Annotated in this window: 7 protein-coding genes, 1 tRNA gene and 1 CRISPR repeat array (1 of these 9 cut by a window edge); of the genes, 5 read left to right on the forward strand and 3 right to left on the reverse strand. The window is 44.7% G+C overall.

The genetic code is table 11. The features are described from left to right. Window positions 1-34 precede the first annotated feature (34 nt). The 4 genes from SGRA_RS16840 to SGRA_RS16860 all read left to right on the forward strand — a co-directional run bounded on the left by SGRA_RS16840 (window position 35) and on the right by SGRA_RS16860 (window position 4,929). Entirely contained in the window at window positions 35-292 is a 258-nt protein-coding gene (locus SGRA_RS16840) for a hypothetical protein (RefSeq protein ID WP_015694006.1), read from the forward strand. Window positions 293-478: 186 nt separating this feature from the next. Continuing rightward, window positions 479-2,410, forward strand: a complete 1,932-nt coding sequence (locus tag SGRA_RS16845; protein ID WP_015694007.1) for an OmpA family protein — start codon at window positions 479-481, stop codon at window positions 2,408-2,410. Between the two features lie 104 nt (window positions 2,411-2,514). Beyond that, entirely contained in the window at window positions 2,515-3,336 is an 822-nt protein-coding gene (gene cas6 / locus SGRA_RS16850) for a CRISPR-associated endoribonuclease Cas6 (protein ID WP_015694008.1), read from the forward strand. A gap of 267 nt (window positions 3,337-3,603) precedes the next feature. Beyond that, window positions 3,604-4,929 (forward strand): dihydrolipoamide acetyltransferase family protein, encoded by a 1,326-nt coding sequence (locus SGRA_RS16860; protein WP_015694010.1) that lies wholly within the window; start codon window positions 3,604-3,606, stop codon window positions 4,927-4,929. A 225-nt stretch (window positions 4,930-5,154) separates the two neighbouring features. Here SGRA_RS16860 and SGRA_RS16865 read toward each other — a convergent pair whose 3' ends face one another. The 3 genes from SGRA_RS16865 to SGRA_RS16875 all read right to left on the reverse strand — a co-directional run bounded on the left by SGRA_RS16865 (window position 5,155) and on the right by SGRA_RS16875 (window position 9,887). Continuing rightward, window positions 5,155-5,871: a DUF2306 domain-containing protein gene (locus SGRA_RS16865; protein ID WP_015694013.1), complete on the reverse strand. Its 717-nt coding sequence runs from the start codon at window positions 5,869-5,871 to the stop codon at window positions 5,155-5,157. A gap of 5 nt (window positions 5,872-5,876) precedes the next feature. Beyond that, window positions 5,877-8,165, reverse strand: coding sequence for an SF1B family DNA helicase RecD2 (recD2, locus tag SGRA_RS16870; RefSeq protein ID WP_015694014.1), 2,289 nt, complete (start codon window positions 8,163-8,165; stop codon window positions 5,877-5,879). Between the two features lie 276 nt (window positions 8,166-8,441). Then, entirely contained in the window at window positions 8,442-9,887 is a 1,446-nt protein-coding gene (locus SGRA_RS16875) for an IS4 family transposase (protein ID WP_015693772.1), read from the reverse strand. A gap of 317 nt (window positions 9,888-10,204) precedes the next feature. On the opposite strand from SGRA_RS16875, the gene SGRA_RS16880 reads away from it, so the two are divergent. Further along, window positions 10,205-10,278, forward strand: a tRNA-Asp gene (locus SGRA_RS16880). Between the two features lie 92 nt (window positions 10,279-10,370). After that, window positions 10,371-16,190: direct repeats of the CRISPR family, unit length 36 nt; unit sequence GTTTCAATGCTGCTTCGCCTGCAAAGGGTTTAGTAT (it continues 2,436 nt past the right edge of the window).

Consider the following 16,190-nt stretch of genomic DNA (forward strand, 5'->3'; position numbering starts at 1 on the left):
CTTTTTTTTTGTGTTTTTGAAAAAAAATAAAACTATGCGATTTCTCATTTTTCTGGGCCTGCTGTTCAATATTTTTGCCTGCACTCCGGGCACTCAAGGCTATAGCTGCGTGGGCGGCAACTGCATTCCCATTGCCGATAATGCACAGTATAGCAGCTACGAACTTTGTATGCAACTGGGCTGTATCCCCGACAGCATTGGCTATGTTTGCGATGGCCAAAGTTGCTTGCAAGTGGCCCTAGATAGCGCCCAATATGGCAGTTTAGAAGCCTGTGAACGAGCCTGCAGATAACTGTTTTTTTGGGCCTCCGCTGCGGCTTCGCCTTGCGGCGCTACGTTTTGGGGCTCGCAGGTCTGCTCGGCCCTGCGGCGGCTTTGCCGCCTAGGTCTGGCCCTTCGGGCCACCCCGCCACATCGCTAGGCCGGGCTCGCTGCGCTCGCCTCTACATCCATTTAGATGATTCCTTAATACTAATTTATGCGATACTTCCTTTTTTTGATGATATTCTTGACCTCCACTTCGCTTTGGGCGCAAAAAGACTATCAGACCACCCAAGATATTTCTAAGAAAATCAAGAAGAAGTACCGAGAGGCCTTCTCTAGCTATAATGCCTTTAAATATAAGGAGGCCATAAAGCAGCTGGACAAGATTCAGAAAAAGGCCCCTCGTTTTGTCAATGCCTATTTATTGGAGGCCGATTGCTATTTGTTGCTCAAAGAGTGGGACAAGGCCAAGGCTTGTTTTGAGCAGGCCCTAGAAATTGCACCAGATTATAAGCCGATTTCGCATTATCGTTTGGGCCAATTGGCCATGCAATCGGCCACTTATGTAGAGGCAGGGCAGCAGCTGAGCTTGTTTTTAGAAAAAGCCCCAAAAAACAGCAAATTGCGGCCCGCAGCAGAACGCCTTTTGGCCGATGCCCGCTTTCGGCCCCAAGCCATGGCCAATCCCGTCCCTTTTCAACCTCAAAATATGGGACCCAATATCAATAGCCACCAAAGAGAGTATTTTCCTAGCGTAACCGCCAACGAAAAAAAGATTGTCTTTAATGTGCTCATTGGCGAAGGCCGTCAGGCCCAAGAGGACCTCTATCAAAGCTTTAAAGTCAATGGAGAATGGACTCCCGCCAAGCCCTTGCCCGAAGTAAATACCCCCGAAAATGAAGGAGCCCAAAGCATCTCCGCCGATGGCCAATATCTGGTCTTTACAGTCTGCAACCGCCCCGGCGATTATGGAAGCTGCGATTTATATTATTGCGTTTGGGAGGGCCAAGGATGGAGCCGCCCCCAAAATATGGGGCCCAATATCAATACGGGAAATTGGGAGTCGCAACCCTCTCTTTCTGCTAATGCACAAGCCCTCTACTTTACTCGTGGGGGCGCCCGCAACCAAGGCGATAAGGACCTTTGGATGAGCTACCGAAATTTGGACGGCAGTTGGGGAACGCCTCAGCCATTATCCGAACTCAATACCGATTATGATGAAACCGCCCCCTGTATCCATCCCGATGGCCAAACCCTCTATTTTAGCTCTGAGGGTTATCCCGGTATGGGCAAAAAGGACCTCTTCATTAGCCGAAAAGGCGAAGATGGCAAATGGGGAGCCCCTGTCAATTTAGGCTATCCCATCAATACCGAAGGCATTGAGGAAGCCATTGTGGTGGGCCTTTCTGGAGAACTGGCCTATCTGGCTGCCGAAAGAGCTGGAGGTTATGGCTCTTTGGACCTATACAGCTTTGAACTGCCCGAAGCCCTGCGGCCCAAAGCCGTTACTTATTTAGAGGCCCATGTTTTTGATGCAGAAACAAAGGCCAATTTAGATCAAGCACTGGTCTATTTGATTGATTTGCAGGCTCAGGATACTGTTTGCGCCATTCGGACCAATGCAGAAGGAAAGTTTTTGCTTTGCCTGCCCCTAGGCCAAGATTATGCCCTACACGTTAAGGAAAAAGGCTACCTCTTTGCCTCCGAACATTTTGAGCTCTCGGCAGCGAATAGCCGCCAAACGCCCTATCAGCTACCAATGCCTTTGCAGGCCCTAAAAACCAACCCCAGTAAAACAGATTCTGTGGCGCCCATTTTACTGAAAAATGTCTTTTTTGCTACAAATTCGGCTAGTTTGCAGCCCAGCTCCAGAGCAGAGCTAGAACAGCTAAGAAGCCTCTTAATAGAACAACCTAAAATGCGCATCCGCTTGCAGGGCCATACCGACAATGAAGGAGAGCAGGCCGATAACCTAGCGCTCTCTCAACGTCGAGCAGAGGCCGTCCGCCAATACCTTATTGAGCGAGGCATTGCCGCCGATCGCCTAGAAGCTCAGGGCTTTGGAGAAAGCCGACCTATTGCCGATAATAATACGGCAGAGGGGCGACAAGCCAACCGCCGAACCGAATTCTTGCCCTTAAATTAAGTGGACCAGCGACTAAAAAAAATAGGGGAGCCCTTGAACATCTAAATATTATTACCTACCTTAGAATAAACTTAATATTTAGAGTAGTTAAAAACCCAAATTAAATGCGAATTGAACTCACTTTTAAGGTCCTGCGACCGGGACAAAAGCTCCCCTTTTCCTACCAATACAATTTGGCGGAATGGATTTACTACTGCCTGAGCCGAGGCAAGCGCAACTTTTCTAAGTTTTTGTATTATGGGGCTTTTCGTCGCTCCAAGCATAACTTTAAGCTGATGAGCTTCTCTCGCTTGTCTATTCCACAAGAGGGACGGAAGGTCTTTAAGCGCTACTTGGAAGTTTGGGCCGAGGAGGTCAAACTAGAACTGCGCTTTTTGGTCCGAGAAGAGGAAAAGGAAAATATCATGATGGCCTTTGAGCAGCGCCGCCTCCGCCTTGGCGATGGCCGCATGGGCATTGAGCTAGAAGTGATTAAGGTGGAAGAGCTCCAAATGCCCAATATTGAAGATGGGGCGGCGCCTATGCGCACCCAAACCCCTATGATTTTGAGCCGTATGGAGGAACATAAGGGCAAAATGGTGCCGCAGTATCTGCATCCAATGGACCAAGGTTATCATAAGATTTTGCTCGATCGTCTGATTGATAATTATCAATTGGCTTCTCCGCATGGGCTGCTCGCCCCGGCTCAAGAGCTCATCAATGGTCCAGAATTAAACTTTAAGCTGCTTTCTAAAAAAGAAGATATTAGCCGAAAAGGGACCGACCTGCAACCGCATAACCCCCGATTTGCAGAACGGGTAATTGGCTATCTCTTTGATTTTGAGCTACAAGGACCAGCAGAAATTTTGCGTTTAGCTTATTTAGGTGGCCTAGGCGCTAAAAATGCAATGGGTTTTGGCTGCGTCCGTTTTAATTATAAAGAGTAATTGGGAATTATATTTAGATTTTTAGATGTTCGGCCAAAGATAAATTGGTCGAACATTTTTTATTTATGGCTGTTCCAAATAAAAATAAAGAGGCCTACTCTATTAAAAAAAAGAGAAGCCTACTATAAGATTTTTAATAACAGAGGAGATTTTTTAACTTTGGGCGCCCAAGCAGCTTTTGGGCAGAAGAAAAAATAAGTTAGCAACCACTGAACCGCCTTGTGCAGCCCGCTGCTCAAAGTTGTTCAACATAAACAGAAATCAGCAATGGCAAAAGTTGAGTTAATCATGCCCAAATTGGGAGAAAGTATCATTGAGGCCACTATCTTATCTTGGGAAAAAGAGGTAGGCGAAAGCGTAGAGCTAGACGAAAACGTCTTAACGATTGCCACCGATAAGGTGGATACAGAAGTGCCTTCTCCTGTAGAAGGGGTCTTGCTGGAAATTCTGCATCCCGATGGCGCCACAGTGGCCGTGGGAGCCCCAATTGCTATTATTGAAACAGAAGCGGAGGGCGTTGAAGCTTCTCCTGCTGTGGCGGAAGCGCCTCAGGCCAAAGAAGAAAGCAGTGCAGCTCCTCAGCCAGAGACGGCGGCTGTTGTGGCTACAGATTTTAGCCAATCGGATCGTTTTTACTCTCCTTTGGTGAAAAGCATTGCTAAGGAAGAAGGTATTGCCTTAGAAGAATTGGACAACATTAGCGGAACGGGCCAAAATGGCCGAGTGACGAAGCATGATGTTTTGGCCTATTTGGAAAATCGCAAAAAAGCGCCTCAAGCGGCGGCTCCTGTGAAAAAAGAGGCTCCCAAAGCGGTAGCTCCTGCCAATAATGGGCAACAAATGGCGGTACAGCAGTTCAATTTGCCCCCAGTAGACACTTCTGGAAATGTAGAAATTATTGAGATGGACCGCATGCGCAAGCTCATTGCGGATCATATGGTCATGTCTAAGCATGTTTCTCCGCATGTGACTTCTTTTGTAGAAGTAGATGTAACCAATATCGTACAATGGCGCAAAAAGGCCAAGGCCGTTTATGCCGAAAAATATGGCGAGAAAATTACCTTTACGCCCATTTTTGTAGAAGCCGTAACCAAGGCCCTACAAGATTACCCCATGGTGAATATAGCCGTAAAAGGGAACCAAATTGTTCGCTATAAAGATATCAATATTGGTATGGCGGCAGCTTTGCCCACTGGCAACCTCATTGTGCCCGTGATTAAGAATGCCGATATGCTCAATTTGGTGGGCTTGACCAAAAAGGTAAATGATTTGGCTAATCGCGCTAGAGGAAATAAACTCAAGCCCGAAGAAATTAAAGGCGGTACCTTTACTTTGACCAATGTCGGTACTTTTGGTAATGTAATGGGCACCCCCATTATTAACCAACCTCAGGTGGCTATTTTGGCCGTGGGCGCAATTCGCAAAAAGCCCGCAGTAATTGAAACCCCTACTGGAGATACCATTGGTATTCGCCACATGATGTTCCTCTCGCTATCTTATGACCACCGAGTGGTGGATGGTATGCTTGGCGGTTCTTTCCTTCGTCGTGTAGGAGATTATCTAGAAGCTTTTGACCTCAATAGAGATATCTAGTTTGATAGAGGATGAAAAAAACAGCCCGCTCTGCAAAGAGCGGGCTGTTTTGCTTTGGGGCCGAAGCCAAAAGACCAAAAGTGAAAATAGCTGTTGTGCGGACTAGCGATGTGAAGCAGTGGCCGCAGGCCAGACCGAGCCAGCTTGCTGGCGAAGGGCCGAGCGAATAGCGAGCTGCGCAACGTAGCGCCCGCCGCAGGCGGGAGGCCCCAAAAAATAAAAAACTCAATTCATTTTTGGACCAAGATAGAGGCGAATGAGTCCTTTGGCGATTAGAATTTCGGCAATGAGGGCATTGAAGAGCCAGCTGCCCCAGGCCTCGAAAACGTAAATTTGGGGAAAACAGAGGTAGGGAAAGCTCTCGGAAGGGCAGGGAATATCGTATTGGTAGCGCAGATAACTGATGAGGTAGCTGAAGAGGCGCAGGCTGATGGCCGAGAGGCTGAAGGCATAGGAGCGGATCATGAAAGCGGCATGGCCCCGAAAATTTTTGGCCAAGGCGAGTCGAAACGCTTGGGCCGTGAGGGCCCACCAAAGCAAGGCCTGGCAAACAAAAGCAACTTTGGCCCATATTCCGCCACTGCCCGAAAACGCCATAATGAGTCCAGAAGGAGCGGCCAAAAAAAGCAGTAAATAGCTATAATAACGGCCCAAACGGCGGTGCCAAAGCGGAAATTTCTGCAAAAAATAGGGCCAAAAAAGGGGGAGTCCCAAGGCCAAAACCAGGCAACTGCTAGTAATATGGGTATAAAAAGCCGACATATAAAAGGCATCTTGGGTCAGATAATCCTCTTTATTGGCCAAAAAATCGATATCGGTAGGGAAGGGAGGCAGCAGATAAGGCAGGGCAATATTGAGCATGATGAGCACAAAAAAGCTGCCCAATAAAAGCAGAAAAAGCGCGGTAAACTGAGCTAACTTTTTGGGGAGTAGATTAGACATAGGCCTTAGACTTCATCGGGAAAATGCCGCTCTAACCAGTCGGGATATTCGGGACTATTGGGCAGGGGGGCAATTTGAATAGCAGGTAGTTTTTTTTCGCTAGGGTCTTGCAACAACCAAAGCAAGCCCGAATAGCGTTTGCGCATTCTTTGGTTGCGCACGGCAATATGCAGGGCTTTTTTGCTGCCGATAAGGACCACCAACCGCTTGCCACGGGTGATTGCGGTATAAACCAAATTGCGGAAAAGCAGGCTATATTGAGACTCATGTATGGGCATCAGGATGCAGGGCGCCTCGCTCCCTTGGTACTTATGTACACTAACGGCATAGGCGAGGTCCATATTTTGGAGGTCCTGATATTGGTATTCAATCATGGTTTTTCCATCCATTTCGACCATAAACGTCTTTTCGGCGGGAGTAATTTTGCGGATATAGCCAATATCGCCATTATAAACGCCTTTTTCGTAGTCATTTTTTAGCTGCATGACCTTATCGCCCAGATAAAAAACCTGTTCGCCCCTTTCAATTTTGTCCTTTTTGGGCCCATTGGGATTGAGGGCTTTTTGCAGGCTTTTATTAAGAGCTCGGGTGCCTAGCTCGCCTTTATGGATAGGGCAGAGGAGCTGAATATCCTTTTTTGCATCAAAACTATAGCGTTTGGGCAGTCGTTTGGCCATAAGTTCCGGAATCATCTGGGCGGCCTCTGCGGCATTGGCTTTAGGGATGAAAAAAAAGTCGGCATCGGCTTCGGTCTGAATATCGGGAAAAATACCTTGATTGATTTTGTGCGCATTGCGTACAATTTTCGAGTTAGCCGCTTGTCGAAAAATTTCTTTGAGGCGGGTCACGGCTAGTTTATCCGAGCCCATCAAATCATCTAAAACATTGCCGGGCCCCACGCTAGGGAGCTGGTCCACATCGCCCACCAAAATGAGTTTGGCATGATGCGGCAGGGCATGCAGCAAAATCGCCATCAGGGTAGTATCAATCATACTGGCCTCATCCACAATCAGTACGTCACAATCCAGCTCTTCCATATTGCGAATATGCTGGTTGTAGTAGGCGCCAATTCCAATCGAAAGCAGAGAATGGATCGTGCTAGCCTCCTGACCGGTCACTTCGGCCAGGCGTTTTGCGGCTCGGCCGGTGGGCGCGGCCAAGCAGATCGTATCGCTATGTCGGCTAAGAATATTGAGGATAATTTTGGTAATTGTACTTTTGCCCGTCCCGGGTCCCCCCGTGATAATATGTAACTTATGGCTCAGGCTTCGGCGGACGGCCTCTAGTTGTTCGGGGGCTAGGTCAATGGCCGTATTTTTTTGGGCCAATTCCAGTTCTGACTCAATATCAATGTCTTCGGCCCAAGTTTGGGGGTATTTATTCAGGCGATCGAGCTGCTCAATAATATCTTTTTCTTGATAATAGAGGCTTTTGCTCCAAATCAGGCGTTCATCCTGTCCCTTACTTTCATCCCAAAATCTTTCGACAAAAACCTCCTTTTTATCTTTGAGTTGGGCCAAGGGCCCCTGCAATTGCTCTTGTCCTAGGGCCAGCATTTGGCCGCCTTCTTGCAAAAAACTTTGAAGTGGATAGCAGCTATGTCCTTGGCCGGCTAGCTCTTGCAAAAGGTAGAGCAAAGCGGCCGAAACTCGTTTGGGGTCCTCTTGTTGCAGGCCCATTTTCTTTGCTATTTCATCTGCTTTTGTAAAGCCGATCCCTTCAATATCATTGGCGAGGCAATAAGGATTTTGCTTAATTTTAGCAATGCTTTCCGAGCCGTATTTTTTGTATATTTTTTGGGCAAAAGCTGGAGAAATTCCATTCTTCTGCAAGAAAATAATGAGGCTACGGGCCTTTTGTTGCTCCTGCCAAGAGCTAATAATGAGGTCCAGTTTATTTTGGCTAATCCCTCGAACATCCAGCAGTTTTTCTGGCGAATTTTCGATAACATCAAGGGTTTCCTTACCAAATTTGGCCACAATTCGCTTGGCAAAAGTTGGGCCGACGCCTCGAATTTGGCCCGAGCTCAAATAGCGCTCAATATCTTCGGGACTTTGGGGCAGTTGTTGTTCAAATTGCTCTACCTGAAACTGTTTGCCATGCCGTTTATTATTGGTCCAATAGCCCTGACAAATTAGTTTTTCGCCTTTTTCTACCCCCAAAAGACTACCGACCACCACCGTTTGTTTTCCGCCATCATCTGGCTGAAAACGAGCTACTGTATAGCCATTTTCCTCATTTCGGTAGATAATATGTGTCAGTTGCCCTTTTAGGCGCTGGCTGATCGCATCCATATTTTAGTCTTTAGTTTTTGTAGAACAATAGCGTTCCTAAAGTACAACCTTTTATGAATATTGTCAAATAATAGCTGTTGCTGCGCTTTATTTTTTGTTTAAACTAATAGTTTTAGGCGGTACTTTTGTTTTAATCTGTTCATTATGAGTTTTTTATGTTTGTTTTGGGGCCCGCGGCCAGTTCGGCCTTTGGCCTCCCTTGGCCGCCGCTATGCTCCGCAGCTCGCAGGTCTGCTCGGCCCTTCGGCTTGGGTTGACCCACTTTTTATAGCGGTGTCAATTTAGGGATCGATATCCATCATACATAAATATGAATCTCTCTAATCCTAGTCCTATTTTTTTGACGGATACGGCATGCCTAGTTTTCTTCACTGCGCCATTAAATCCGCCCAACCTCGCTATGATCCAATAGGCCCAAGCTATTGATTTAGAGGTGAATGGATTGCGCAAAGAAGGGCTTTGGCTTTCGCCTTTTAGATATTGTTTAAATATAAGATCTAAGACTTCTACTTCATCTTCTGTGAAAATAGAGGTTGCTGGAGTCTCATTATCTTGGTTAAGTCCAGCTTCTTTAAGCTTAAGGACCTTGTCAGATGCACTGATTGCCATAAGTATCATTTTGCGGATAGCTTTACCTGTTTTTAAACATATGTTTTCAATATCAAAGCCATCTGATTTTAAATATTTAAAGTATGTTTCAATTAACCACCTCTTGCGGTAGCAAAGAACAAGCTCTAAGAGCTCTTCTTCGCTGTTGATTTCTTCATTTGTGAGTAAGCGCCAACTGATGGTTTCATCATCATGATCTTTTTTTGTTCGGCTTCTTTTTCTAGCGGCAGATTTTGAAAAACCTTTGCCCTTTTCAAAGACCTCAATAACATTGATTGTCATTGGTTTAGGCCTTGGTTCGCCAAGAACATACTTACAAGATTTGGGAACGGCAAAAGTCACTTTTTTAGATCGAATAACTAGCTTCTTCCCGTTAAGTTTTTTACGGCTACTCTTGACCGTTTCTGTCGTCTCAAAGTCTGCTGGATAATGTTCAAAGACATCACATAATGGAATCTTTTTGCCATCCTCCCAAATCGTTGCTCGTCTATCTGTTCGAGACCGAATCAAGAACTTAATATGCTGTCTGAAAAAACTTTCCATCATAGGATAAACATCTCCTTCTCGATCACAAACATGTAAAATATCAATTAGGTCGTTAATTATTTTTAACGCAGATTCTGTCTCTTCTACATTTATTTTCCACCTCGTAATTTCACCTCTAAAATGACCCGTATTTCTATTTTCAGCCTCCTTACAAGTTACTCTATTTTTATATCGATTATAAAGCTGAATACCTCCTAAGCCATGATAATGAAAGCTTTCTCGACCATATAGTAGAGCCATGTGAAGAAATACAGACAAATTTGTTTCCCGACCTCCAGGGCCTAAACCCTCTTTGTCGGTTAGTCTATTTCTTTGCTTGTTCAGTACAACTTCAGAGGTGTCGTGAAAGGCCAGAAGCTTTTCTTCAACCACCTTCATAGACTCCCTACTTTTGCCAATAAACTCAAATTGAATGTATTCCTCAGTAAGATTTTTGTTTGATAACAACCTCATGAAAGCCTTACGGTCTGCATCAGTTTTTGCTACATTTGTTAAATGTGGGTTAGGATTATTTTTTAGACTCTCTACTAATCTATAACATACTCTTACTGATTGCTTATTTAACATAAATGAAGATACATTTGTACTGTCCATATAAATCTTGATTTAGAGCTAATTTAAGCTTATTTTTAAAAGTGGGTCAACCCAAGGCCCTTCGGCCTGCGGCCTCGGTCTGCCGCTTCGCGGCACTGCTGCGCAGCGCTGGGCCGCACAACTTATTTTTTCAGTTTTGGCAGTTATCTTCGGCCCGAAAAAAAATAAAAAAATAGTTTGCTCAAAATCAGCAGGTTATTCTTATATTTAAGCTGTTGTTAAAAAATAGGTTTGGAAAAGCCAAAAGGAGCGCCTATATTTGTGTCGTTCCCAGAGGGAATAACCAATTTGGTCTGGTAGTTCAGTTGGTTAGAATACCTGCCTGTCACGCAGGGGGTCGCGGGTTCGAGTCCCGTCCAGACCGCTAAGCACGCATCTTGCGTGCTTTTTTTTTGCCCCTAGGGGAGGGGTTCGGGCCAAAAAAAGGGGCAGCGAATAATCATTCGCTGCCCCTTTTGGGTTTTGCTGCTTCGCCTGCAAAGGGTTTAGTATGAAGAAGTCGAATATAATTATAATAATTATATCGGTTTCAATGCTGCTTCGCCTGCAAAGGGTTTAGTATAAATAGAATGGGCTGAAGGCGAAAAGCTAAAGGCGTTTCAATGCTGCTTCGCCTGCAAAGGGTTTAGTATCTCGCACATGACAACAGCAGTTCCTCCCTCAGAGTTTCAATGCTGCTTCGCCTGCAAAGGGTTTAGTATCTGTTTATACTCGCCCAATCGAGTAAACTAATTATGTTTCAATGCTGCTTCGCCTGCAAAGGGTTTAGTATAGCATGTCAAAAAAGTATATTACACACAAACAGACGTTTCAATGCTGCTTCGCCTGCAAAGGGTTTAGTATAGGTTTGAGCGAATTAGCCCAATTGAGACTGGAGTTTCAATGCTGCTTCGCCTGCAAAGGGTTTAGTATAGCATGTCAAAAAAGTATATTACACACAAACAGACGTTTCAATGCTGCTTCGCCTGCAAAGGGTTTAGTATAGGTTTGAGCGAATTAGCCCAATTGAGACTGGAGTTTCAATGCTGCTTCGCCTGCAAAGGGTTTAGTATGGACGAAGAAGGATATGGAGATATCCTTCTAAAAGGTTTCAATGCTGCTTCGCCTGCAAAGGGTTTAGTATATGTGAGTATTTTGTGTCTCTCCAGACATACGTAGTTTCAATGCTGCTTCGCCTGCAAAGGGTTTAGTATGTAATGACAAATCGGCCTTACCCGACCTAAATTCTGTTTCAATGCTGCTTCGCCTGCAAAGGGTTTAGTATCCAAGTTTATGTGTGCTTTACACAGGAGATACTTGTTTCAATGCTGCTTCGCCTGCAAAGGGTTTAGTATGAAAGGAAAAGTAGTATATGCTAAGTTCTACGAAGTTTCAATGCTGCTTCGCCTGCAAAGGGTTTAGTATTTCCAGTCCCATGCAGGAAACTCCTGCAGGACTGAAGTTTCAATGCTGCTTCGCCTGCAAAGGGTTTAGTATCTCTTCAGGAAGAGTGGTTTCATCGGCATCGGGAGTTTCAATGCTGCTTCGCCTGCAAAGGGTTTAGTATGTTAACCACCCACTCAGTACTAATCTCTTTCTCCAGTTTCAATGCTGCTTCGCCTGCAAAGGGTTTAGTATCTGTGGCAATCATCGTGTCCACTTCGCCAAATTGGGGTTTCAATGCTGCTTCGCCTGCAAAGGGTTTAGTATATAAAAACGAAATACAGGTATTAGTACAGTTGTTGTTTCAATGCTGCTTCGCCTGCAAAGGGTTTAGTATTAGAACTTCTGGAAAAGGAGGGGTTAGAGGTAACAGTTTCAATGCTGCTTCGCCTGCAAAGGGTTTAGTATATTTCGTATTTGTCCTTAGCCAAATAGAAGGCAATAAAGTTTCAATGCTGCTTCGCCTGCAAAGGGTTTAGTATTGAAAATATCCTAAACGCCCCCAACGGCTTAGATGTTTCAATGCTGCTTCGCCTGCAAAGGGTTTAGTATTGATATTACAAACACCTATCTATGATAGAGTATGTTTCAATGCTGCTTCGCCTGCAAAGGGTTTAGTATGCAGTGTTAGTAAATTTGTAGGAGCCACTAACAAAGTTTCAATGCTGCTTCGCCTGCAAAGGGTTTAGTATTCGTCCTCGCTTTGATGTTCGTAAATTCAAACCCGTTTCAATGCTGCTTCGCCTGCAAAGGGTTTAGTATCTCTAATAGTTAATAAGTGGAGACAAGGTTAAATAAAGTTTCAATGCTGCTTCGCCTGCAAAGGGTTTAGTATTTTCTACTCTCCTATCGAGAGCAGAAGAGCTGCGAAGTTTCAATGCTGCTTCGCCTGCAAAGGGTTTAGTATAATGTCAGATAAACCTTGTTTTGGGTCTTGGTATTGTTTCAATGCTGCTTCGCCTGCAAAGGGTTTAGTATGTTCCAATTTATATTGTTCTTCTGCTTCTTTAACCGTTTCAATGCTGCTTCGCCTGCAAAGGGTTTAGTATAGGGGAGGCTAACCCCACTCTCGCCCTTAAGCGGGCGTTTCAATGCTGCTTCGCCTGCAAAGGGTTTAGTATTGCCCTCCCAAGGCTGAGATTCAGCCTCAAAGAAGTTTCAATGCTGCTTCGCCTGCAAAGGGTTTAGTATAGGAGACCACTATACCAAGCGCTTTTATTCATGTGTTTCAATGCTGCTTCGCCTGCAAAGGGTTTAGTATTAAATATGGGTAAGCAGTATAAAGAATTTGAGACGGTTTCAATGCTGCTTCGCCTGCAAAGGGTTTAGTATATTTACGAGTTCGAGATCAAGGCGTCTTTTTCAGAGTTTCAATGCTGCTTCGCCTGCAAAGGGTTTAGTATTATCCATCCGTTTTCTTATAATTGTGTAAATGCACAGTTTCAATGCTGCTTCGCCTGCAAAGGGTTTAGTATCTCAAAGCCTTCAATTTGGGTTGGAAATGGATGTAGTTTCAATGCTGCTTCGCCTGCAAAGGGTTTAGTATCAGGAAGATTTTCGTGTACAAAAGCCTCTACACAGTTTCAATGCTGCTTCGCCTGCAAAGGGTTTAGTATTCTATATTGGAAGAGTTAGAAGAGTATGAGTACTGTTTCAATGCTGCTTCGCCTGCAAAGGGTTTAGTATATTCTTTGCTTTACTGTAATTCAGGGTTCGGTTGCAGTTTCAATGCTGCTTCGCCTGCAAAGGGTTTAGTATCCGTTTTTCGGTTCGCCAAACCCTAACAACGAAAGTTTCAATGCTGCTTCGCCTGCAAAGGGTTTAGTATTAAGAGAAATTGGTTTATCTACAAGAGCTTGGAACTGTTTCAATGCTGCTTCGCCTGCAAAGGGTTTAGTATAGAACCCAATCAAATCCATTCAGAGGGCACGTATATCGTTTCAATGCTGCTTCGCCTGCAAAGGGTTTAGTATCAGCTTCGTTTAGATATTAGAGAGACAGGTGCTGAAGTTTCAATGCTGCTTCGCCTGCAAAGGGTTTAGTATCAGGTACTTCGGAGCAAATACGCCGTCTTTTTGTTTCAATGCTGCTTCGCCTGCAAAGGGTTTAGTATTCGACTAGGTTGCGTTTGGCTGAAGAATAGAGAGGAGTTTCAATGCTGCTTCGCCTGCAAAGGGTTGAGTATAGGTCTTCGAACTTTGTTTCGAAATCGGCTGGGCGTTTCAATGCTGCTTCGCCTGCAAAGGGTTTAGTATTCATAAATTTGACCTTCATAACCTTTTACCTTTAAAAGTTTCAATGCTGCTTCGCCTGCAAAGGGTTTAGTATTACTCATGACTTTTGGTATTAATGATTAATAAATGTTTCAATGCTGCTTCGCCTGCAAAGGGTTTAGTATAGCGATAAACAAGAGCGTTTGCTATTAGAAGTAGAACAGTTTCAATGCTGCTTCGCCTGCAAAGGGTTTAGTATCATTGGCCCGAATGGAAGAATGTTATCCCATGCGTGTTTCAATGCTGCTTCGCCTGCAAAGGGTTTAGTATCCTCTAGCCAATGCAGACCAAGCAAAGAACGCCGGTTTCAATGCTGCTTCGCCTGCAAAGGGTTTAGTATCATTGGCCCGAATGGAAGAATGTTATCCCATGCGTGTTTCAATGCTGCTTCGCCTGCAAAGGGTTTAGTATCCTCTAGCCAATGCAGACCAAGCAAAGAACGCCGGTTTCAATGCTGCTTCGCCTGCAAAGGGTTTAGTATACATGCCATACTCCATTGCTAGAGCTACACGATTGTTTCAATGCTGCTTCGCCTGCAAAGGGTTTAGTATATCTTTGTAGATTATGAAAAAGAACTATATAACAAGTTTCAATGCTGCTTCGCCTGCAAAGGGTTTAGTATCCTCTAGCCAATGCAGACCAAGCAAAGAACGCCGGTTTCAATGCTGCTTCGCCTGCAAAGGGTTTAGTATCATTGGCCCGAATGGAAGAATGTTATCCCATGCGTGTTTCAATGCTGCTTCGCCTGCAAAGGGTTTAGTATCCTCTAGCCAATGCAGACCAAGCAAAGAACGCCGGTTTCAATGCTGCTTCGCCTGCAAAGGGTTTAGTATATATACTATGCAAGATCTATGCATCGTTAAATTGTTTCAATGCTGCTTCGCCTGCAAAGGGTTTAGTATAAAGTGGAGAAGAACGAGCATATTAGTAGCCATTAGCTGTTTCAATGCTGCTTCGCCTGCAAAGGGTTTAGTATGACTAAATACACATTTAAAAACGAGGATGGTAAAAGTTTCAATGCTGCTTCGCCTGCAAAGGGTTTAGTATCATCAAGCGCTCTTTCCTTGAGCGTTACGGGGTAGAGTTTCAATGCTGCTTCGCCTGCAAAGGGTTTAGTATACATGCCATACTCCATTGCTAGAGCTACACGATTGTTTCAATGCTGCTTCGCCTGCAAAGGGTTTAGTATATCTTTGTAGATTATGAAAAAGAACTATATAACAAGTTTCAATGCTGCTTCGCCTGCAAAGGGTTTAGTATAAGGCTAAGGCTCGGGCGGCTAAGGCCGATATTGAGTTTCAATGCTGCTTCGCCTGCAAAGGGTTTAGTATACATTCGTTACTCATTTGGCTGTTGGTTTTGCGGTGTTTCAATGCTGCTTCGCCTGCAAAGGGTTTAGTATACATCCCCCCCGTCCTTAGCCGTTTCACCCCCAAGTTTCAATGCTGCTTCGCCTGCAAAGGGTTTAGTATCCTTTAGGGTCACATGCATGTCCATAGCGAAGGTTGTTTCAATGCTGCTTCGCCTGCAAAGGGTTTAGTATAGGATATGGAGATATCCTTCTGGAAGATTACTTGAGTTTCAATGCTGCTTCGCCTGCAAAGGGTTTAGTATATATCTAAGGTAGGCTTAGCCATTGGTGGGGAGCATAGTTTCAATGCTGCTTCGCCTGCAAAGGGTTTAGTATTGGTTCGAATTTGGAGAACATGGTATATCTGGTAAGGTAGTTTCAATGCTGCTTCGCCTGCAAAGGGTTTAGTATGCTTTCCGTTTCTTGAAAGCGGACGGCAAAACAGAAGTTTCAATGCTGCTTCGCCTGCAAAGGGTTTAGTATTTGATCCAGAAACAATTTTTAAGCCCCTACAACACTGTTTCAATGCTGCTTCGCCTGCAAAGGGTTTAGTATGGATATATTACGCTTGTAGATGGGGTGGACCTGGTTTCAATGCTGCTTCGCCTGCAAAGGGTTTAGTATTAGATTTTTCAGCTTCTGATAATAGTTTATTAAAAGTTTCAATGCTGCTTCGCCTGCAAAGGGTTTAGTATAGAAGAGTTTAAGCAGCTTGTCTGCAAATGTAGACGTTTCAATGCTGCTTCGCCTGCAAAGGGTTTAGTATTGGTAAGTATTGTACTTTGGAAATCATTAGATTGTTTCAATGCTGCTTCGCCTGCAAAGGGTTTAGTATATGACTACCTGGATCGACGAAGATATGAAGAAAGGTGTTTCAATGCTGCTTCGCCTGCAAAGGGTTTAGTATCAAACGCAGGTCAAGAAGAACACTAAGAGCGGCGTGTTTCAATGCTGCTTCGCCTGCAAAGGGTTTAGTATATAGTAAAAGAAGGCAGGCCCTGCGTCACTTCCTTGTTTCAATGCTGCTTCGCCTGCAAAGGGTTTAGTATAAAGAGATCGTGGAGGATCCTATCAAGGCTGTTGCTGTTTCAATGCTGCTTCGCCTGCAAAGGGTTTAGTATTTGAGAGCTGATGATTCCAAAGCAAAAACTACAGTGTTTCAATGCTGCTTCGCCTGCAAAGGGTTTAGTATCTACCTATACGGTAACTAAGCACTAGCCTTTGTCTAGT

Origin of the sequence: Saprospira grandis str. Lewin, from assembly GCF_000250635.1 — a bacterium.
In the GTDB taxonomy this organism is placed as follows: domain Bacteria; phylum Bacteroidota; class Bacteroidia; order Chitinophagales; family Saprospiraceae; genus Saprospira; species Saprospira grandis.

What these genes read in the sequence shown, in the direction of transcription:
- SGRA_RS16840 (WP_015694006.1), top strand. Translation starts at nt 35, where the DNA reads ATGCGATTTCTCATTTTTCTGGGCCTGCTGTTCAATATTTTTGCCTGC.
- SGRA_RS16845 (WP_015694007.1), top strand. Translation starts at nt 479, where the DNA reads ATGCGATACTTCCTTTTTTTGATGATATTCTTGACCTCCACTTCGCTT.
- cas6 (WP_015694008.1), top strand. Translation starts at nt 2,515, where the DNA reads ATGCGAATTGAACTCACTTTTAAGGTCCTGCGACCGGGACAAAAGCTC.
- SGRA_RS16860 (WP_015694010.1), top strand. Translation starts at nt 3,604, where the DNA reads ATGGCAAAAGTTGAGTTAATCATGCCCAAATTGGGAGAAAGTATCATT.
- SGRA_RS16865 (WP_015694013.1), bottom strand. Translation starts at nt 5,871, where the DNA reads ATGTCTAATCTACTCCCCAAAAAGTTAGCTCAGTTTACCGCGCTTTTT.
- recD2 (WP_015694014.1), bottom strand. Translation starts at nt 8,165, where the DNA reads ATGGATGCGATCAGCCAGCGCCTAAAAGGGCAACTGACACATATTATC.
- SGRA_RS16875 (WP_015693772.1), bottom strand. Translation starts at nt 9,887, where the DNA reads ATGTTAAATAAGCAATCAGTAAGAGTATGTTATAGATTAGTAGAGAGT.